Here is a 15,408-nt window from a genome sequence, read left to right on the forward strand (position 1 = left end):
ACAGTCCCATGATCCGAGTATGACGTTTCACCTAATGTATTTAAATCCGGTTGTTAAGCTGACGTGTGTGATTATGATCATTTCTGTTATACAGGTATCGATAAAAGGCCGGAGTATTTCGATACGTGCCGAAAATATCGACAAAAGCACTTATTTACTACCGTAGAGTCGCTTCCGGCCCGAGACCCGCGCAAACGCAAGCGAGTGTCCAGTTACCCGCCAGAAAAGTCCGGACGGAGTCCCACGCGAACGCAAGTGAGCGTGGGGCACGTCCGGACGTGAACGTAACGAACGAAGTGAGTGAAGAGAACGTCCGGACGGAGATTTGAACTCCGGTCCCTGGCTCCGCAAGCCAAGAGGATAGTCCACTACCCTACCCGGACTCACTCCTACCTATCCGGGGTCGACTTAAGACGGTTACGGTCCGGGACGTGACCTGGATGTGGTCGGGTCGTAGTTTGGACGTCGGCGTCGACATCCACCGGACCGACGGGGAAACTGCGACTGTCGGACGCGAGGGTTCAAAAGTGATCCCGAACCAACCCGTCTCGATGCGACGATCGATCACGATACAACCGCGAGACTCCGGCGCCTCGACCGGCCAACGGCAACGCTTAAGCGGCGTCTCTTCCTGCCTGTGTGTACGACTATGGGTGTGATCGAGGACGTCTACGAGGAGCTGGAAACGGACGTCCCGCTCGAGGAGTTCCGGGCCGCCGTCGAGGAGAAAGTCGAGCAGATGGGCGGGCTCGCCGACGAGGAGACGGCGGCGATGCTGATCGCGCACGACCTCCGCGACGAGGAGGTGAGTGGCATCGCCGACATCGAGCCGGGGATGGACGAGGTGAAGTTCCTCGGCAAGGTCGTCTCGATCGGCGACGTCCGGACGTTCGAGCGTGACGGCGAGGACGAACCGGACGGGCGGGTCTGCAACGTCGAGGTCGCCGACGAGACGGGGCGAATCCGGATCTCGCTGTGGGACGAAGCCGCCGGTGCGGCCGAAGACCAGCTCGAGGTCGGCCAGGTGCTCCGGATCGCCGGCCGGCCGACCGACGGCTACGACGGGGTCGAGGTGAGCGTCGACAAGGTCGAACCCGACGAGGAGGCCGAGGTCGATGTCGAAGTCCTCGACACCTACCGGGTCGAGGACCTCGCGCTGGGGCGGTCGGACGTCGACCTCGTCGGCAAGGTGCTGGATACGGATTCTGTCCGGACGTTCGATCGGGACGACGGCTCGGAAGGAAAGGTCGCAAACCTCACGCTGGGGGACGAGACCGGCCGCGTGCGGGTGACGCTGTGGGACGAACAGGCCGACCTGGTCGAGGAGTTCGACCCGGGGGAAACCGTCGAGGTGGTCGACGGCTACGTTCGGGAGCGCGACGGCGACCTCGAACTCCACGTCGGCTCCCGGGGCGACGTCGAACGCGTCGACGAGGACGTCGAGTACGTCCCGGAGACGACCGACATCGCCGACCTCGAAATCGACCAGACCGCCGACATCGCCGGGGGCGTCGTCGAGACGGATCCCAAACGGACGTTCGACCGGGACGACGGCTCGCAGGGCCAGGTTCGCAACGTCCGAATCAAAGACGAGACTGGCGAGATCCGGGTCGCGCTGTGGGGCGAGAAGGCCGACGCCGACGTCGATCTCGCGGATCACCTCCTGGTGACCGACGCCGAGATCCAGGACGGCTGGCAGGACGATCTCGAGGCGTCCGCCAACTGGCGCTCGACCGTGACCGTCCTGAACGAAGAGCCGGCCGCCGGGGACGCGACCTCCGCTGGTTCTCCCACCAGCGAGGCGCAGGCGGTCGCCGGCGACGCCGGCGGAACTGGGGACGCGGCGGGGGGCCTCTCGGCGTTCGCCGACGAGGGATCCACGAAGGCGGGATCCACGAACGCAGGAACCACGGACGGGACGACCCAGACCGCACCCGACGCCGGGGCTGACGCCGGCGAGACAGTCGAGTTTACGGGAACCGTCGTTCAGGCGGGGAACCCGGTCGTCCTCGACGACGGGCGAACGACCCGAAACGTCGAGACGGACGCGACGCTCCGTCTCGGCGAGGAAGTGACGGTTCGCGGCGAGGAGCGGAACGGGAAGATCGACGCCGACGAAGTGTTCTGAGCCGAAGCGCCGGCACCCGTCGTCGATCCGGTTCGACCCACGAAGGGGCCCGACGGCGCAAACTTCGCCAACGGAAAGGATTATACCCGGGACGAACGGGTTTTGGTGTATGAGTGTCGAGTTGCCGTTCGCTCCCGTGGATACGGTCATCCGGCGCAACGCCGGTGACCTCCGCGTGAGCGCCGGCGCGGCCGAGGAGCTGGCCCGCCGGATACAGGACCACGGGGCCGCTCTCGCCGTCGACGCCGCAGAGGAGGCGACCGCAGACGGTCGCAAGACGTTGATGGCGTCGGACTTCGGCGTCGAGCAGGTGATCGACCGCGAGGACCTCACCCTTCCGATCGCTCCCGTGGACCGGATCGCTCGACTCCGGATCGACGACTCCTATCGGGTGTCGATGGACGCGCGGATCGCGCTCGCGGACGTTCTCGAGGACTACGCCGACAACGTCGCCGCCGCAGCCGCCACGCTCGCTCGCCACGCCGACAGACGGACGGTCCAGGCGGAAGACATCCGGACGTACTTCTCGCTATTCGAGTGATGCAATTCGGCTACAGCGAGACGTGTCTCGACCACGACACTGGCCCGCGTCATCCGGAGAACCCCGACCGGCTTCGCGCGATCCGGCGTCGGCTCGCGAAACGACACGGCGTCGTCTATCGGGAGGCCTCCCCGGCCGACAGGGAGTCTGTGGCTGCGGTTCACACCCCGGCATACGTCGACGAAGTCCAGGAGTTCGCCGATCGCGGCGGCGGCAACTGGGACGCCGACACCGTCGCCAGCGAGGCCACCTGGGAGGCCGCGCTCGCGTCGGCTGGACTCGCCCAGTGGGCTGTCAGGGAGGCGATGGACGGCGCCAACGGACGGGAGACCCCGTTCTCGCTCGGCCGGCCGCCGGGCCATCACGCGATCGAGGACGACGCGATGGGGTTCTGTTTCTTCAACAACGCCGCCATTGCCGCACAGACGGCGCTGGATTCGACGTCCGTCGAGCGTGTTGCGATCTTCGACTGGGACGTCCACCACGGCAACGGCACACAGGACCTCTTTTACGATCGTGGGGACGTCTTCTATGCTTCGATCCACGAGGACGGACTCTACCCCGGCACCGGGGAGATCGACGAAACCGGCACCGGTTCGGGCGCGGGATCAACGCTGAACGTCCCGTTCCCGGCCGGCGCCGACGACGCCGACTACGAGTATGCGATCACCGAGGCGGTCGTACCGGCTTTCGAGTCGTTCGATCCGGACCTCCTGATCGTCTCGGCGGGCTTCGACGCCCACAGACACGACCCGATCTCCCGGATGCGCGTCTCGACGGAGGGGTACGCGCTGTTCACACAGCTCCTCCGTCGGTTCGGGGATCGGACTTCCACACCGCTCGCGTTCGTTCTCGAGGGCGGCTACGGTCTGGAGACGCTGTCGGACGGCGTCGCCGCCGTCCACGAGACGTTCGACGGGCGGGACCCGACCGTCGGCGAGGGGGAGCCGTCCCCCGACGCGAAGACGATCGTCGATGGTCTCCTAGAGCGGATCGAGTGACCGGATCGAGTGACCGGATCGAGGCCCGTCTCACCGACAGAACTCGTCGACGTCGCGTGCGGGATAGCCGACGACGACGTCGGCGCCGGCCGCCCGGAGCGCGTCGACGCGTTCCCGGACCGTCTCGGGATCGCCGACGAGTGCGTAGTCCCGTACGGCGGCCGACAGCACCTCGCGTGCCCGGCCCGTCGCCGACGAGTCGCTCGAAGCACCGTCCGGGAGCGCCCGGGAGACGGGTTTTCGGCGGGCGGCGTACGCGCCGACGGCGTCGAGGACCTCGTCCTCGTTGTCGGTGAGCACAGTCGGCGCGTACACCGCGATCTCGCCGTCGAACCCCGCCGCACGGAGCGCCCGGAGGTCGCGTTCGGTCGACCGCGAGAGCAGTTCGTACTGGGTCCCGCCGGCCGCGAGTGCGAGCCGCTCGACGCCTTCGGTGCCGATCCACGCGTCTTGTGCGTCTTCCCTCGCCGCGGCGAACCGCGGTGCGACGGTGCGTCGTTTCTCTTCCTCGGAGAGGTACGCGGGATGTCCGGCCACGATCACGCGCCCGACGCCGGACGGGAGCGCAGCGACCCGACTGTCGTCGCCCAGGGGATCGTAGCCGTCGGCCCGTACCGGCGTCGTTTCTCGCACCTGTTTTTCGTTCGCGAGCGCCGAAAGCGTCGACGGATCGGGCGCCTCTTCGAGGCCCTCGTAGTCGATCATCACCCGCTCCAGCGGGACCGCCAGCGCTCGGCGGACGTCACACTCGGTGGGCTTGAGCGCCACGGCGTCGAGACCGGCGCGGATCACGGCCGGCGTCGACGACTGCTCCGGGGTGGACCTCACACCGGAACCGGCCGACGCCGCACCACCGTCGGGGACGGCCGTGTCCGCGGCCGTGTCCGCGGCCGTCTCGGATCCGTCATCTTTCGTCACTACACTCCTGTCGTGTGTCGCCTCCTCGCGGCGGCGCTGGTCGTCACTCATATAACTCGTCCTCCTGTAGTCGTCCTCTCCGACGCCGGCCGTCGCTTGCGGCCCGACGAACGCACGCTACACTGATCGAGAAAAGGTCGGTTCTACCGTCGCGGAACGCGATCAATCGCCTGTGAGGCCATGTGAACCCTCATTTGGAACAGAACCGGATAAACGTGTCGGGCGGGTCAGTATTGGCCACATCGGGGGCCGTGGCTGTCGATTGCTGGTATAACCCCCATAGACCGGGGTTTTCTATATCCGGGGCGTCGAAGCCGAGGGTGTGCGACTCGTTCAGGTCACGATCCCGTCGGGCAAACAGCAGGCGGTACTCGAGACGCTCGAGGAGGAGGGAATCGACTACGTGTTGACCGACGAGACGAGCGGCCGGGAGGCCACTTCGGTCGTAACGTTCCCGATCCCGAAGTCGGCAGTCGAACACGTCCTCGAACAGCTTCGCGAGGTCGGAATCGACGACTCGACGTACACGGTTATCGTCAGCGCCGAGACGGTCATCTCCCGACACTACGACGAGCTGTCCGAGAAGTACGCCGAGGAGAACGACCACAGCGACGAGCTGATCGCCCGCGAGGAGCTCACGACCAAGGCCGAAGAGCTGGCGCGCTCGACCCCGACGTACGTGATCATGACGGTCGTCTCGGCCGTGATCGCGACCGCCGGGCTGCTGCTCGATTCTCCGGCGACCGTCGTGGGGTCGATGGTGATTGCCCCCCTGATCGGCCCGGCGATGTCCGCGAGTGTCGGCACGGTCGTCGACGACAACGAACTGTTCCGCCAGGGCGTTCGCATGCAAGCGCTGGGGATCGGGCTCTCGATCGGTGCGAGCGCGCTGTTCGCCAGTTTTCTGCGGGCGGCCAACCTGGTTCCGCCGGGGCTGGATCTCCTCGAACTCTCCGAGGTCGCAGAGCGGGTCGCCCCGAACGTGCTCGCGCTGGCGGTCGCGCTGGGAGCCGGCGTCGCGGGGATCCTGTCGCTCACGACCGGCGTCTCCTCGGCGCTCGTGGGCGTGATGATCGCGGTCGCGCTCATCCCGCCTGCCGCAACCGCCGGGCTGGGGATCGCCTACATGGACCCGACGCTCGCGTTCGGATCCACGATCCTCGTGTTCGTGAACGTGCTGTCGATCAACTTCGCCGCCCTGCTGGTGCTGTGGTACGAGGGATACCGCCCCGAAAGCTGGTTCCGGGCCGATCGTGCCCGGTCGGCGATGCTCAAGCGGGCGGCCGTCCTCGCGGCGGCGATCGCGCTCCTGTCGATGTTCCTCGGCGGCGTCACCTACGACGGCTACGCCGCAGCCACGACCGAACAGGAGATCCGCGACGGGGTAGCCGACGAACTCGCCGCGGTCGACGAATCGCTGTCGCTCGTGGGGGTCGATGTCCGACGGACCGGGACGATCCCGCCGCTGGACACCGAACGCGTCGTCGTCACTGTCGGCTATCCACCAGGTGAACCCCCCGGGCCGCTGGCCGAACGGCTCGACACCCGCATCGAGGCGGTGACCGGAACGGACGTCACCGTCGAAGTGCGTTACGTCCAGCGAGAAACGACCTGACGTTCTGGTGCGGTCTTCGGGCGCCGGATGGGAACCGTCACTCCTGCCGGGACGGCGGGAGCTCTCCCTCGAACTCGACAGCGTCTGCGGCCATCTCGAGCACCCGTTCGACGTTCTCGCCGGTCTCGACGCTCATGTAGGCGTCCGCATCGACGTCGGTCGACCGGTCGCTTTTGTTACAGACGGTGATGAGCTCGATCCCGCGACGGGAGAACCGCTCTTCGAGTTCGTCTCGGAGCGCGAGCTGCGATTCGAGCGGATAGCCACACGACCCGCTCGCGTCGACGAGGAACACCACGACGTCGGCGAGATGTTCCAGCGCGCTGACTGCCTGCTGTTCGATCTCGTTTCGCTCCTCCTCGGGGCGGTCGAGCAACCCGGGGGTGTCGATGATCTGGTACCTGATGTGGCCCCGTGTGAAGTGGCCGAGCTGGACGCCCTTCGTGGTGAAGGGGTACCGCGCGATCTCGTTGGAGGCGCGCGTGACGTCGTTGACGAAGGAGGACTTGCCGACGTTCGGATAGCCGGCGACGACGATCGCGGGCTCGTCGGCCCGAACGTCCGGGAGGTTCTTCAACGCGTCGCGGGCCTCCCCGACCAGTTCGAGGTCGTCTTCGATCTGCCGGACCACGTCAGCCATCCGGGCGAACGCCTGCTTGCGCTGTTTCCGTGCGGTGTCGACGTCGGTCTTCCGGAGCTTCGACTGGTACTCGTTGCGGATCGAGCCCACCTGTCGGCTCGCCCAGGTGATCCGCGACAGCGACTGGCGGAGTTCGTCGACGCCGACGATCGCGTCGGCGAGTTCCCTGTAGAACGGATCGACCTCGTACTCGAAGTCGGGCCAGGCGGTGACGACGTTCTCGAGGTTGTCCGAGAGAATGTTGCCCGCCGTCGTGAGCATCGACTGCTGGGCCTCCAGGCCGCTCTTCGCGCGGCCGGACCGCGCCGCCCGGGAGAACGCTTTGTCGATGAGTTCCTCCGCTCGCGGCGTCGTCGGGAGGTCCTCGAATATCATTTCCCGTCTCTTCGCGGTCCGGCCGTATAAGACCGTCCGTTCGGCCCTCGGACGATGCCGCCCCGAGCACGGAAGTTTTTGTCCGAGGGGGCTGTCAGTCCCTCTATGACGGAACTGCAGACCGCGTTGCGGGAGACGTTCGAGACGAACGGCTACGACGTCGCCGAAGTGAGCGTCAATCGGGATCGCGTGCGGATCGTCGTGCTCGAGGGCGACGCGAGCGCCGACGACCTCGAGGCGCTCACCCACGAGGTGCTCGACCCCGAGGAGACGCTCGGGCTGAACGTGACCACAGAGACGATCGACGGGCAGGACGTCGTCGGGACGGTCGTTTCGTTCCGACGCCGTGCGTGATTGGCCCTCCCCGTCGAATTATCGTTCCCGAGAACGTCTGACAAACCTTTAAACTGTAAGCGTCAGTATCTCGACGAGAGGATGGGTGTGATCACGTAATGCCGGCACCGGGACCGGGTCCGGACGCGCGACCGGACCCCGAGACGGAAGGATCGACTGACCGACCTGATCGAACCGACGGCGGAGCTCCGACCCACCCGTCGTTCGATCAGGTCCAGGGTCTGGTCGTCGATCCGGACGACGTCCCCGTTCGAACGACTGCGGACGGGGCCGCCGGCGACAGCGCTACGGATCGGTATCGCACGGACGACGACGGGATCCGGACCGAATCCGGATCCGAAGAGACGTCACTCTCCCCGAGGGAGTACGCGGTTCGCGTCCACGAACTCGTGTATCGGGACCCCACCGCGGCGGGCGACAGGGTCGGCGACCTGCTCGTTCTGGCGTCGGAGGGCGACCCGGACGTCCGGGAGATGGCCGGCGAGACGCTGGCGTGGCTCGGCGAGCGTCGCCCCCGCGAGTTCGAGGTGTGGGCCGACGACCTCGCAGCCTTTGCGGACAGGCGGGAGCCGGAACTCTCGTATCTCGGGATCCGGGCACTCGCGCAGCTCGGCTCCTGCCACGAGGACGCGGCGGCAAAGGGTCTCGAACCGGCGATCCGCCGGCTGGGTTCCGACCACGAGGACCTGCGGGCGGCGTCGCTCGCGCTCGTCGCGGAGGTCGGTCACGTGAAGGCGGACGCGATCGGCGACGCCGACCGCCCCATCGCGGCGGCGATGGAGGCGGCGTCCGAACGGATCCGAACGGGCGCCGCGATCGCGGCCGGCAACCTGCTCGCGGCGACACCCCAGCGGTTCCCCCGGACGTCGATGGCGCTCGTGGATACCCTCTCGGACCCGGACGACGGCGTCAGGACGTACGCACACGTGGCGCTGGTCGCCTTCGCCAGGGAGCATCCGTCGGTGGTTCCCGACAAGGAGACTGCGCTGTCGGCGCTGGAGGCGACTGACGACGCGGAGCTCGGGCTCAAAGACGGGGCCGTCGCCGAGGCGGAGAACGCGCTGCTTCGCGAACTGGCCGGGTTCCGCTGATCTGTCGGTCTCCGGTCTGACCCCTGGACTCCGTCCGACGGTGACACACCCAGTTTTCAGTCGATCTCGACGAGATGTGCCCCGTCGGGGTCGAACCCGAAGGTCACGTCCCCCGAAAGCGGTTCCGCCGTCCTGAGCAGCAGCTCCCGCCCGCGCCACTCCAGGTGGATTCTGGTGGTTTCGCCCAGGAACTCCGTCCCGGTGACACGCGCGTCGAAGCGGTTTTCGGCCGCGTTCGGCTCCATCGCCTCCGGACGAACGCAGAACACGGCCCGTGACCCCGTCGCCGGCGGATCGATCGCCGGATCTCCGTCGGTCGCGATGGAAAACCGAGTGCCGTCGACGTCGACGTCCAGTTGCGCGCCGGTCGATCCCGCGCCGTCACCGGGATCGGCGACCGCCTCGCCGACGACCTCGCCGACGAAGACGTTGTTGTCGCCGACGAACTCCGCGACGAACCGGGTGTCGGGCCGGCGGTACACCGCCCGCGGCTCCCCGACCTGTTCGAGCCGGCCGTCCTGCATCACCGCCATTCGATCGGAGATCGACAGCGCCTCCTCCTGGTCGTGGGTAACGTAGACGGTGGTGATCCCCAGTTCGGTCTGGATCCGCTTTACCTGCAGTCGGAGCCGTTCGCGCAACCGGGCGTCGAGGGCGCTCATCGGCTCGTCGAGCAACAGCAGCTCCGGCCCCGGCGCCAGCGCCCGGGCGATCGCGACGCGCTGTTGTTGCCCGCCGGAAAGCGACTCCGGCTTTCGGTTCTGCAGTCCCGGGAGATCGACGAGTTCGAGCAGTTCAGCGACGCGTTCTCCCCTGGACTTTCCGTCGGGCGGATCCGCAAACCGAAGCCCGTAGCCGACGTTCTCCCCGACGGTCATGTGGGGAAACAACGCGTAGTTTTGAAACACGACGCCGATGTTCCGGGATTCGGGGGGGACGCCGGTCACGTCTGCCCCGCCGATCCGGATCGTCCCTGCGGTGGGCGACTCGAAGCCGGCGATCAAACGCAGCGTCGTGGTCTTCCCGCAGCCGGACGGTCCCACGAGGGTGAAAAACTCCCCCTCCCGGACCGAAAGCGAGACGTCACGGAGCGCGACGGTCTCGCCGTAGGTCCGGGTGACGCCGTCGAGTTCGACCGCCGTTGGGGCGTTCCCTTCCGGGTTCTTTCCGCTCCCGCGGGGCGTCCGTTCGCGAGTCATCAGTGTCGTACGTACCCCCCGAGCCGTTCGACGACGATGAAACTGGCGCTCGTCACCGCGAGCAGGACGACCCCCATCGCGGTCGCGGGACCGAGCCGCCGGCCGAGATACCGCTCGACGGCGACCGGCATCGTGTAGCTGTCGGTGCCGGTCGCGAGGACGATCGTGGAGTTGAACTCTCCGATGCTGATCGCGACCGCGAAGGCGGCGCCCGCGACGACGCCGGGCCACACGAGCGGCAGTTCGACGTCCACGAGTGCCCGGGCCCGGGAGGCCCCCAGCGCCCGCGCCGATTCGGTCAACGCCGGATCCAGCCCCTCGAGGCCGGGGGCGACGTTGCGCGTGACGAACGGATAGGCGCTCACCGCGTGGGCGGCGACGATGGCGACCGCGCCGGCGACGGTGATCCGCCAGCCGCCGATCTCGACGCCGAACACGAGTCCCCGGAGCAGCCCGAGTCCGACGATGATCCCCGACACCGCAAACGGGGCCATTGCCAGCGCGTCGACGACTTTCCGACCCCGATACCGGCGCGTGGTGGCGACCGCGACGACGAGCCCCATCGGCACCGCCACGCCCAGCGTCGCGACCGCGAACACGAGCGAGTTCCTGACCGCCGGCCACGGCTGCACCTGAAATGCCGCCCCCGTGGCCTGCCGCTCCAGGAGGAACCGGTAGTGGTCCAGCGTGAACCCTGCGGGGCCGGTGAGGCTCGCCCAGATCATGCTGGCGAGCGGCAACACGAACACCGCGACCGCGAGGAGGGCGTAGCCGGCGACAGCGAACCGCTCGAGGAGGGCAGTCGGCGTCCACGTCCGGGGAAACAGCTGCTTTCGCCGCCCCGGTGCCGACGCACCGCGGCGAACGGCGTTTGCCGCCTCGTACCGGAGATACGCGTAGGTGAGCGACAGCGAGATGACGAGTTCCAGGATCGCCAGGCCGGCTGCCTCCGCATAGTTGAGATCCCTGATCAGTCGGTAGATGAACACCTCGACGGTCGCCAGCTGGAACCCCCCCAGCGCGAGCACGATCGGGAACGACGCGAACGTGAACACGAACGTGAGCGTCGCGCCCATCAACACGGCGGGGTACAGCTGCGGGGCGACCACGTCGAGGAACGCCCGGTGTGGGGACGCCCCCAGCGACCGGGCGGTCTCGATGGCCCGGGCGTCGACGGCCTCCCAGGCGGCGGTGACGACCCGCGCCACCAGTGGTGCATTGTAAAAGGCGTGGGCGATCACGATCGCCTCCAGCGTGAACATCAGCTCGACGGGGCCGACACCGACGGTCCCCAGGATCGCGTTGAGCGTGCCGTTTCGCCCGAACGTCGCCACGAAGCCGACAGCGACCATGATCGACGGCAGCACGAACGGGAGGATCGTAAGCGACCGCAGGGTTTCCCGACCGCGGAACTCGAAGCGGGCGAGGATCCACGCCGCCGGCACGCCGAGCGCGACGCTTGCGACCGTCGACAGCGCCGCCTGGTACGCCGTGAAGCCGAGTATTCCGAGCTGGCGGTCCGGGCTCGCGATCCGCCGCAGCACTTCCCCTGGCGGCTCCCCCGACAGGAGCCGGCCAAGCTCCCCCATATAAAAGGGATCCGTCAGGATCGAGACGAATACAGAGCCGGTGAGCAGTCCCGCCGGGAAGAAGGCCTCCGCAAACACGGTGGCGACCGGGTAATAAAAGACGGCGACGAGAACCAGCCCCGTCGCCGCGGCTCCGAGCCCGATCGCGTAGCGTTCGATCCCCGCGAACGCCCGCTGGGCCACGGTGTCGCGTCCGGGATCGTCCGGCATGTCGCGTCCGGGATCGTCCGGCATGTCGCGTCCGGGGTCGTCCGCGGTGTTGCTCGCAGCGTCATCTGCCGTCGGCGCCGACGACTCCTCGGTCACGTCAGTACGACTCCCGTCGACCGACAAATCAGTTGCCCGCGAACTGACGCTCCCACTCGGAGATCCACCCCTCGAGCCCCTCGGCGAGTTCGTCGTAGCCGAACGTCACCGCCGTCGGGGGTTCGTGAGCGTACTGGGAGTACTCTTCGGGAAGCTCGGCGTCGTCGGTCGCCGGGAACTGGACGTTCCGCTGGGCGATCTCCCCCTGGACGTCGGCCCGAAGCATGAACGCGAGGAACTCCTGGGCGAGGTCGGGGGCGTTGGCGTCGGTAAAGCGGGCCATCCCCTCGGGGTTGGCGTACCCCTCGCCGTCGAGGAACCTGATCTGGTGTTCATCGAGGTCGGCCCCCTCCTGGCTGGCGAACACCTGGTCGGTGGAGTAGGAAACTACCATCGGCGCTTCCCCGCCCATCCACGCCGAGTACGCGTCGTTCCACGAACCGAGCACCCGGACGTCGTTCTCCTGGAGGTCCGCCCAGAAGTCGAGGTAGTCGTCGCCGTAGCGGTGGATCGTATGCAACAGGAACGCCCGTCCGGTCGTCGACTGGCCCGGGTTCTGGGCGATCAACTCGCCGCGGTGGTCCTCTTCGAGCAGGCCCTCGAACGTCTCCGGAGCCTCTGTCTCCGTGGAGTCGTACACCAGGCTGATGTAGCCGGTGTCGTACGGGACCGCCCGCCCCTCGGGGTCGAACTCCAGCCCGTCGCGGACCCGATCGCGCCGGGTGAGTTCGCCCGGATCGTCGAACAGCGGCTCCGAGACCGCGTCGTCGATCCGGACCAGATCGTCGGCGTTCAGCCCGACGTAAACGTCCGCGTCCGTCTCTACGCCGGCCTCGGCCCGTTCGATGTAGTAGTTCACGTCGTTCGGCGGCGTCTGCCAGACCAGCGTCGCGTCGAACTCCGACTCGAACGTCTCCTTGATCCACGCTCCGGGGCTCGTGCTCGGCGCGTCGACGAACGAGTCGTAGGTGCCGACCACGAGCGTGTCAGGCCCGTCCGACCCGGCGGTCGCACCCGGTTCCGTCTCGGTGCCGTCACCGGGATCGGTCGGCGTCTCGTCGCCGTTCGTCTGTTCGGCCGAACAGCCGGCCAGAAGCGCCGACGCGCCGGCCGCGCCGGCCGTCGCGAGAAACCGCCGGCGGGTCGATGGGTCGGTGATGTGTCCTGCGCCGTTTCTGGTCATCACTGAGTGGTTTCACCCGGTTGTACTTAAGCTCGGCGGGAGTGAAGCGTCCGGATGCGGCCGCACGGAGAGGGGATCTGTCTGGCCGGTCGGATCCGTCCTCAGTTCCCGAGACGGTTCCTGGCGAACGACGCCAGTAGGGGAACGTCCCGGAGGTGCAGCAGCTTCGCGATCGCGCGTTTGTCCCCTTTGTTGGCTCGCGCGAGCGTGTCGGGTTCCAGCTCGCCGAGATCTCGAAGGAGAGTGTCGTACCGTTCGTTGGGGGCGAAGTACATCAGTTCGGTCATCAACAGGCGGGCGTCCATCCGGGGGGCGACCTCGCGGTGCCAGAGTTCCTCGTACAGGGCGATGTTCTCCGCGGAGGTGTCCCGTTCCTCTGGGGTGAGACAGTGATCGACTGTCATCGCGGCCGCCCGCGCCGAACGCATCCCCTTGTGGATCCCCTCGCCCCACAGCGGGTCGATCGACGGGACCGTGTCGCCGATCGCCATGAAGTTATCCGTGCTCAGTTTTCCAGGCGGCTGGATGTGTGCCGAGCCCCGGTGCTGTTTCCCCTCGATGGGTTCGGCGTCCGCAAAGCGGGGGTCGGTGTCGATCCAGTGCTGGAGGTAGCCGTCGACGGTGCGGCGTTCGTCGGCGTACCGCTGGTAGCTCTCGTTTTGGATGTAACAGACGCCGACCTTGGCGGTGTCCTCGCCGGTGTGGAAGATCCACGAGTAGCCGCCGGGGGCGTACTCGTGATCCAGGCGGAGCATCATCGCGTCGTGGAGGTCAGCGTAGCCCTCGTGCTCGAGGTGGACGCCTTCGAGTTCGTACTCGATGCCGATTGCCTGGTGGTCTCTCTGCAGGTCGCTCACACCCAGCGCCTTCGCAAGCGGAGCCGACGGGCCGGTTGCGTCGATCACGATGTCGCCGTACACCGTTTCGGTGCCGTTGTACTCGACGCCGACGATCTCGCCGTCCTCCACGACCGGGTTGGACACTCGGGCGTCGAACCGGTACTCGGCGCCGGCGTCCCGGCCGTCCTCGACGAGGAACCGCTTGAAGTCGGCGAACTCCAGCACCGCACCCGTTTGCTCTTGAACGAAGTGTTCGTTCGGGGATTCGATGACGACGGTGTCCGTGAACTGCATCACCACGTCATCGGGGATCCCGAACGCGGTCAACATCGAGGGGAACGTTCCCCCAGTTGACTTGTTGCTCTGTCGCGGGAACCCATCCTCCGGTTCGGCTTCCAGAACGACGACGTCGAAACCCCGGTTCGCGAGGTCGCGCGCACACTGTGTGCCGGCGGGACCAGCCCCGGCGATTACGACGTCGTACCCGTCGTGCATGAGGCGTGAGTACGTGAGGATCGTAAAATAACCCGGGGAAAACAGACGGGGAACCGTTCCGATCGTGTCACCCGACAGTCAGCTTCTCGCGTCCGGGTTCGATCAGCCGGTCGAGATACTCCGCGAGAGCGCCCTTCGCGTCGGCGGGGTGGAGCTCGCCGGACTCGAGGTGCGTCGCGAGCGCCTCGTACGCCTCGTAGGTGAGGTCGCCGCCGTACTTTTCGGGCCGCTCGACGACGACCGTCTCGAACCGGGGGAACACGTGGTACTGGAACAGTTCGAGGACAGGGTTTTCACGCTCGTTGCCGTCCTCGTCGGGATCGGGGTCGCGGGTGGGCGGGCAGAAGGCGTCGTTTACCTTCTGTTCGATCTCCTCGCGGGTGTCCTCCATCGAGATCGTCACGCCGGTCGAGGAGGACATCTTCCCGACGCCAGTACCGAGGTCGGCGATGATCGGCGTGTGCAGACAGGGTCGCGCCTCGTAACCCAGGTCCTCGATCTCCTCGCGGTGGAGCATGTGGACCTTCCGCTGGTCCATACCGCCGACCGCCAGATCGAGATCCAGGTACTCGATGTCCAGCGCCTGCATCAGCGGGTACACCACGTGGCTCACTTTTGCAGTCTCGCCGCTTTGCAGCTCGGCCATCGCCCGCTGGGCGCGGTTGAGCGTCGTCGACAGCTCGAGTTCGTGGAGGTCCAGCACGTACTCTTCGTCGAGCTGGAACTCGGATCCGTAGACGAACTCCGTCTCGTCGGGGTCGAGGCCGTACGCGAGAAACTGCTGGCGCATCCGCTGTGCGGTCTCGCGGATCTCCTCGAAGGTACCCTTCCCGTTGAGATAGGCGTGAACGTCCGCGAGCAGCACCACGACTTCCATCCCGACCTCCTGGAGGTCGATCAGCTTGTTGGCCGTCAGCATATGTCCCAGATGGAGGACGCCGGACGGCTCGTACCCGACGTACGCCCGCGCTCCGTCCGGATCCGCGGCCAGCGCTTCGACCTCGTCTTCGGTGATCACCTCGTCGGCGTTCCGGGTGAGCAGCTCGTAGGCGTCCATACTCCCGAATCCGCGGGCGGCGGGATATGACTTCTGGATGCCGGCGGCACCCGACCGTCCTTATTAGGAAGATACTT

Annotated in this window: 13 protein-coding genes and 1 tRNA gene; 6 read left to right on the top strand and 8 right to left on the bottom strand. The window is 67.1% G+C overall.

Annotated features, from left to right (window positions below):
• Window positions 1-310 precede the first annotated feature (310 nt).
• A tRNA-Arg gene (locus tag RH858_RS07605) sits at window positions 311-383 on the bottom strand.
• Between the two features lie 266 nt (window positions 384-649).
• On the opposite strand from RH858_RS07605, the gene RH858_RS07610 reads away from it, so the two are divergent.
• The 3 genes from RH858_RS07610 to RH858_RS07620 all read left to right on the top strand — a co-directional run bounded on the left by RH858_RS07610 (window position 650) and on the right by RH858_RS07620 (window position 3,670).
• Window positions 650-2,128 carry a single-stranded DNA binding protein gene (locus tag RH858_RS07610; protein ID WP_259534605.1) on the top strand — a complete coding sequence of 493 codons (1,479 nt, stop codon included), beginning with the start codon at window positions 650-652 and terminating at the stop codon, window positions 2,126-2,128.
• A gap of 109 nt (window positions 2,129-2,237) precedes the next feature.
• Window positions 2,238-2,669, top strand: a complete 432-nt coding sequence (locus tag RH858_RS07615; protein ID WP_259534606.1) for a histone — start codon at window positions 2,238-2,240, stop codon at window positions 2,667-2,669.
• Window positions 2,669-3,670, top strand: a complete 1,002-nt coding sequence (locus RH858_RS07620) for a histone deacetylase (RefSeq protein WP_259534607.1) — start codon at window positions 2,669-2,671, stop codon at window positions 3,668-3,670. The genes RH858_RS07615 and RH858_RS07620 overlap by 1 nt, the downstream gene beginning before the upstream one ends.
• A gap of 30 nt (window positions 3,671-3,700) precedes the next feature.
• On the opposite strand, the gene RH858_RS07625 is transcribed toward RH858_RS07620, so the two are convergent.
• Window positions 3,701-4,639, bottom strand: coding sequence for a luciferase (locus RH858_RS07625; RefSeq protein ID WP_310561487.1), 939 nt, complete (start codon window positions 4,637-4,639; stop codon window positions 3,701-3,703).
• Window positions 4,640-4,910: 271 nt separating this feature from the next.
• Between RH858_RS07625 and RH858_RS07630 the strand changes: the two genes are divergently transcribed.
• Window positions 4,911-6,203, top strand: a complete 1,293-nt coding sequence (locus tag RH858_RS07630) for a TIGR00341 family protein (RefSeq protein ID WP_259534610.1) — start codon at window positions 4,911-4,913, stop codon at window positions 6,201-6,203.
• Between the two features lie 37 nt (window positions 6,204-6,240).
• Here the strand turns inward: RH858_RS07630 and RH858_RS07635 are convergent, their stop codons facing one another.
• Complete coding sequence (locus RH858_RS07635; protein ID WP_259534611.1) at window positions 6,241-7,218, bottom strand: NOG1 family protein; 978 nt, start codon at window positions 7,216-7,218, stop codon at window positions 6,241-6,243.
• Between the two features lie 105 nt (window positions 7,219-7,323).
• Here RH858_RS07635 and RH858_RS07640 point away from each other — a divergent pair, with 105 nt between their 5' ends.
• Window positions 7,324-7,572 (top strand): hypothetical protein, encoded by a 249-nt coding sequence (locus RH858_RS07640; protein WP_259534612.1) that lies wholly within the window; start codon window positions 7,324-7,326, stop codon window positions 7,570-7,572.
• A gap of 98 nt (window positions 7,573-7,670) precedes the next feature.
• Window positions 7,671-8,663 (top strand): adaptin, encoded by a 993-nt coding sequence (locus tag RH858_RS07645; RefSeq protein ID WP_259534613.1) that lies wholly within the window; start codon window positions 7,671-7,673, stop codon window positions 8,661-8,663.
• Window positions 8,664-8,719: 56 nt separating this feature from the next.
• Here RH858_RS07645 and RH858_RS07650 read toward each other — a convergent pair whose 3' ends face one another.
• The 5 genes from RH858_RS07650 to RH858_RS07670 all read right to left on the bottom strand — a co-directional run bounded on the left by RH858_RS07650 (window position 8,720) and on the right by RH858_RS07670 (window position 15,331).
• On the bottom strand, window positions 8,720-9,862 hold the full coding sequence (locus RH858_RS07650) for an ABC transporter ATP-binding protein (RefSeq protein ID WP_310561488.1): 1,143 nt from the start codon (window positions 9,860-9,862) through the stop codon (window positions 8,720-8,722).
• Window positions 9,862-11,757 (bottom strand): iron ABC transporter permease, encoded by a 1,896-nt coding sequence (locus RH858_RS07655; protein WP_310561489.1) that lies wholly within the window; start codon window positions 11,755-11,757, stop codon window positions 9,862-9,864. The genes RH858_RS07650 and RH858_RS07655 overlap by 1 nt, the downstream gene beginning before the upstream one ends.
• A 28-nt stretch (window positions 11,758-11,785) precedes the next feature.
• Complete coding sequence (locus RH858_RS07660; protein WP_310561490.1) at window positions 11,786-12,940, bottom strand: thiamine ABC transporter substrate-binding protein; 1,155 nt, start codon at window positions 12,938-12,940, stop codon at window positions 11,786-11,788.
• Window positions 12,941-13,041: 101 nt separating this feature from the next.
• On the bottom strand, window positions 13,042-14,274 hold the full coding sequence (locus tag RH858_RS07665) for a digeranylgeranylglycerophospholipid reductase (RefSeq protein ID WP_310561491.1): 1,233 nt from the start codon (window positions 14,272-14,274) through the stop codon (window positions 13,042-13,044).
• Between the two features lie 67 nt (window positions 14,275-14,341).
• Window positions 14,342-15,331, bottom strand: a complete 990-nt coding sequence (locus RH858_RS07670; protein WP_259534617.1) for a tyrosine--tRNA ligase — start codon at window positions 15,329-15,331, stop codon at window positions 14,342-14,344.
• Window positions 15,332-15,408 lie beyond the last annotated feature (77 nt).

This window comes from Halalkaliarchaeum sp. AArc-GB (genome assembly GCF_031432225.1).
GTDB lineage: Archaea > Halobacteriota > Halobacteria > Halobacteriales > Haloferacaceae > Halalkaliarchaeum.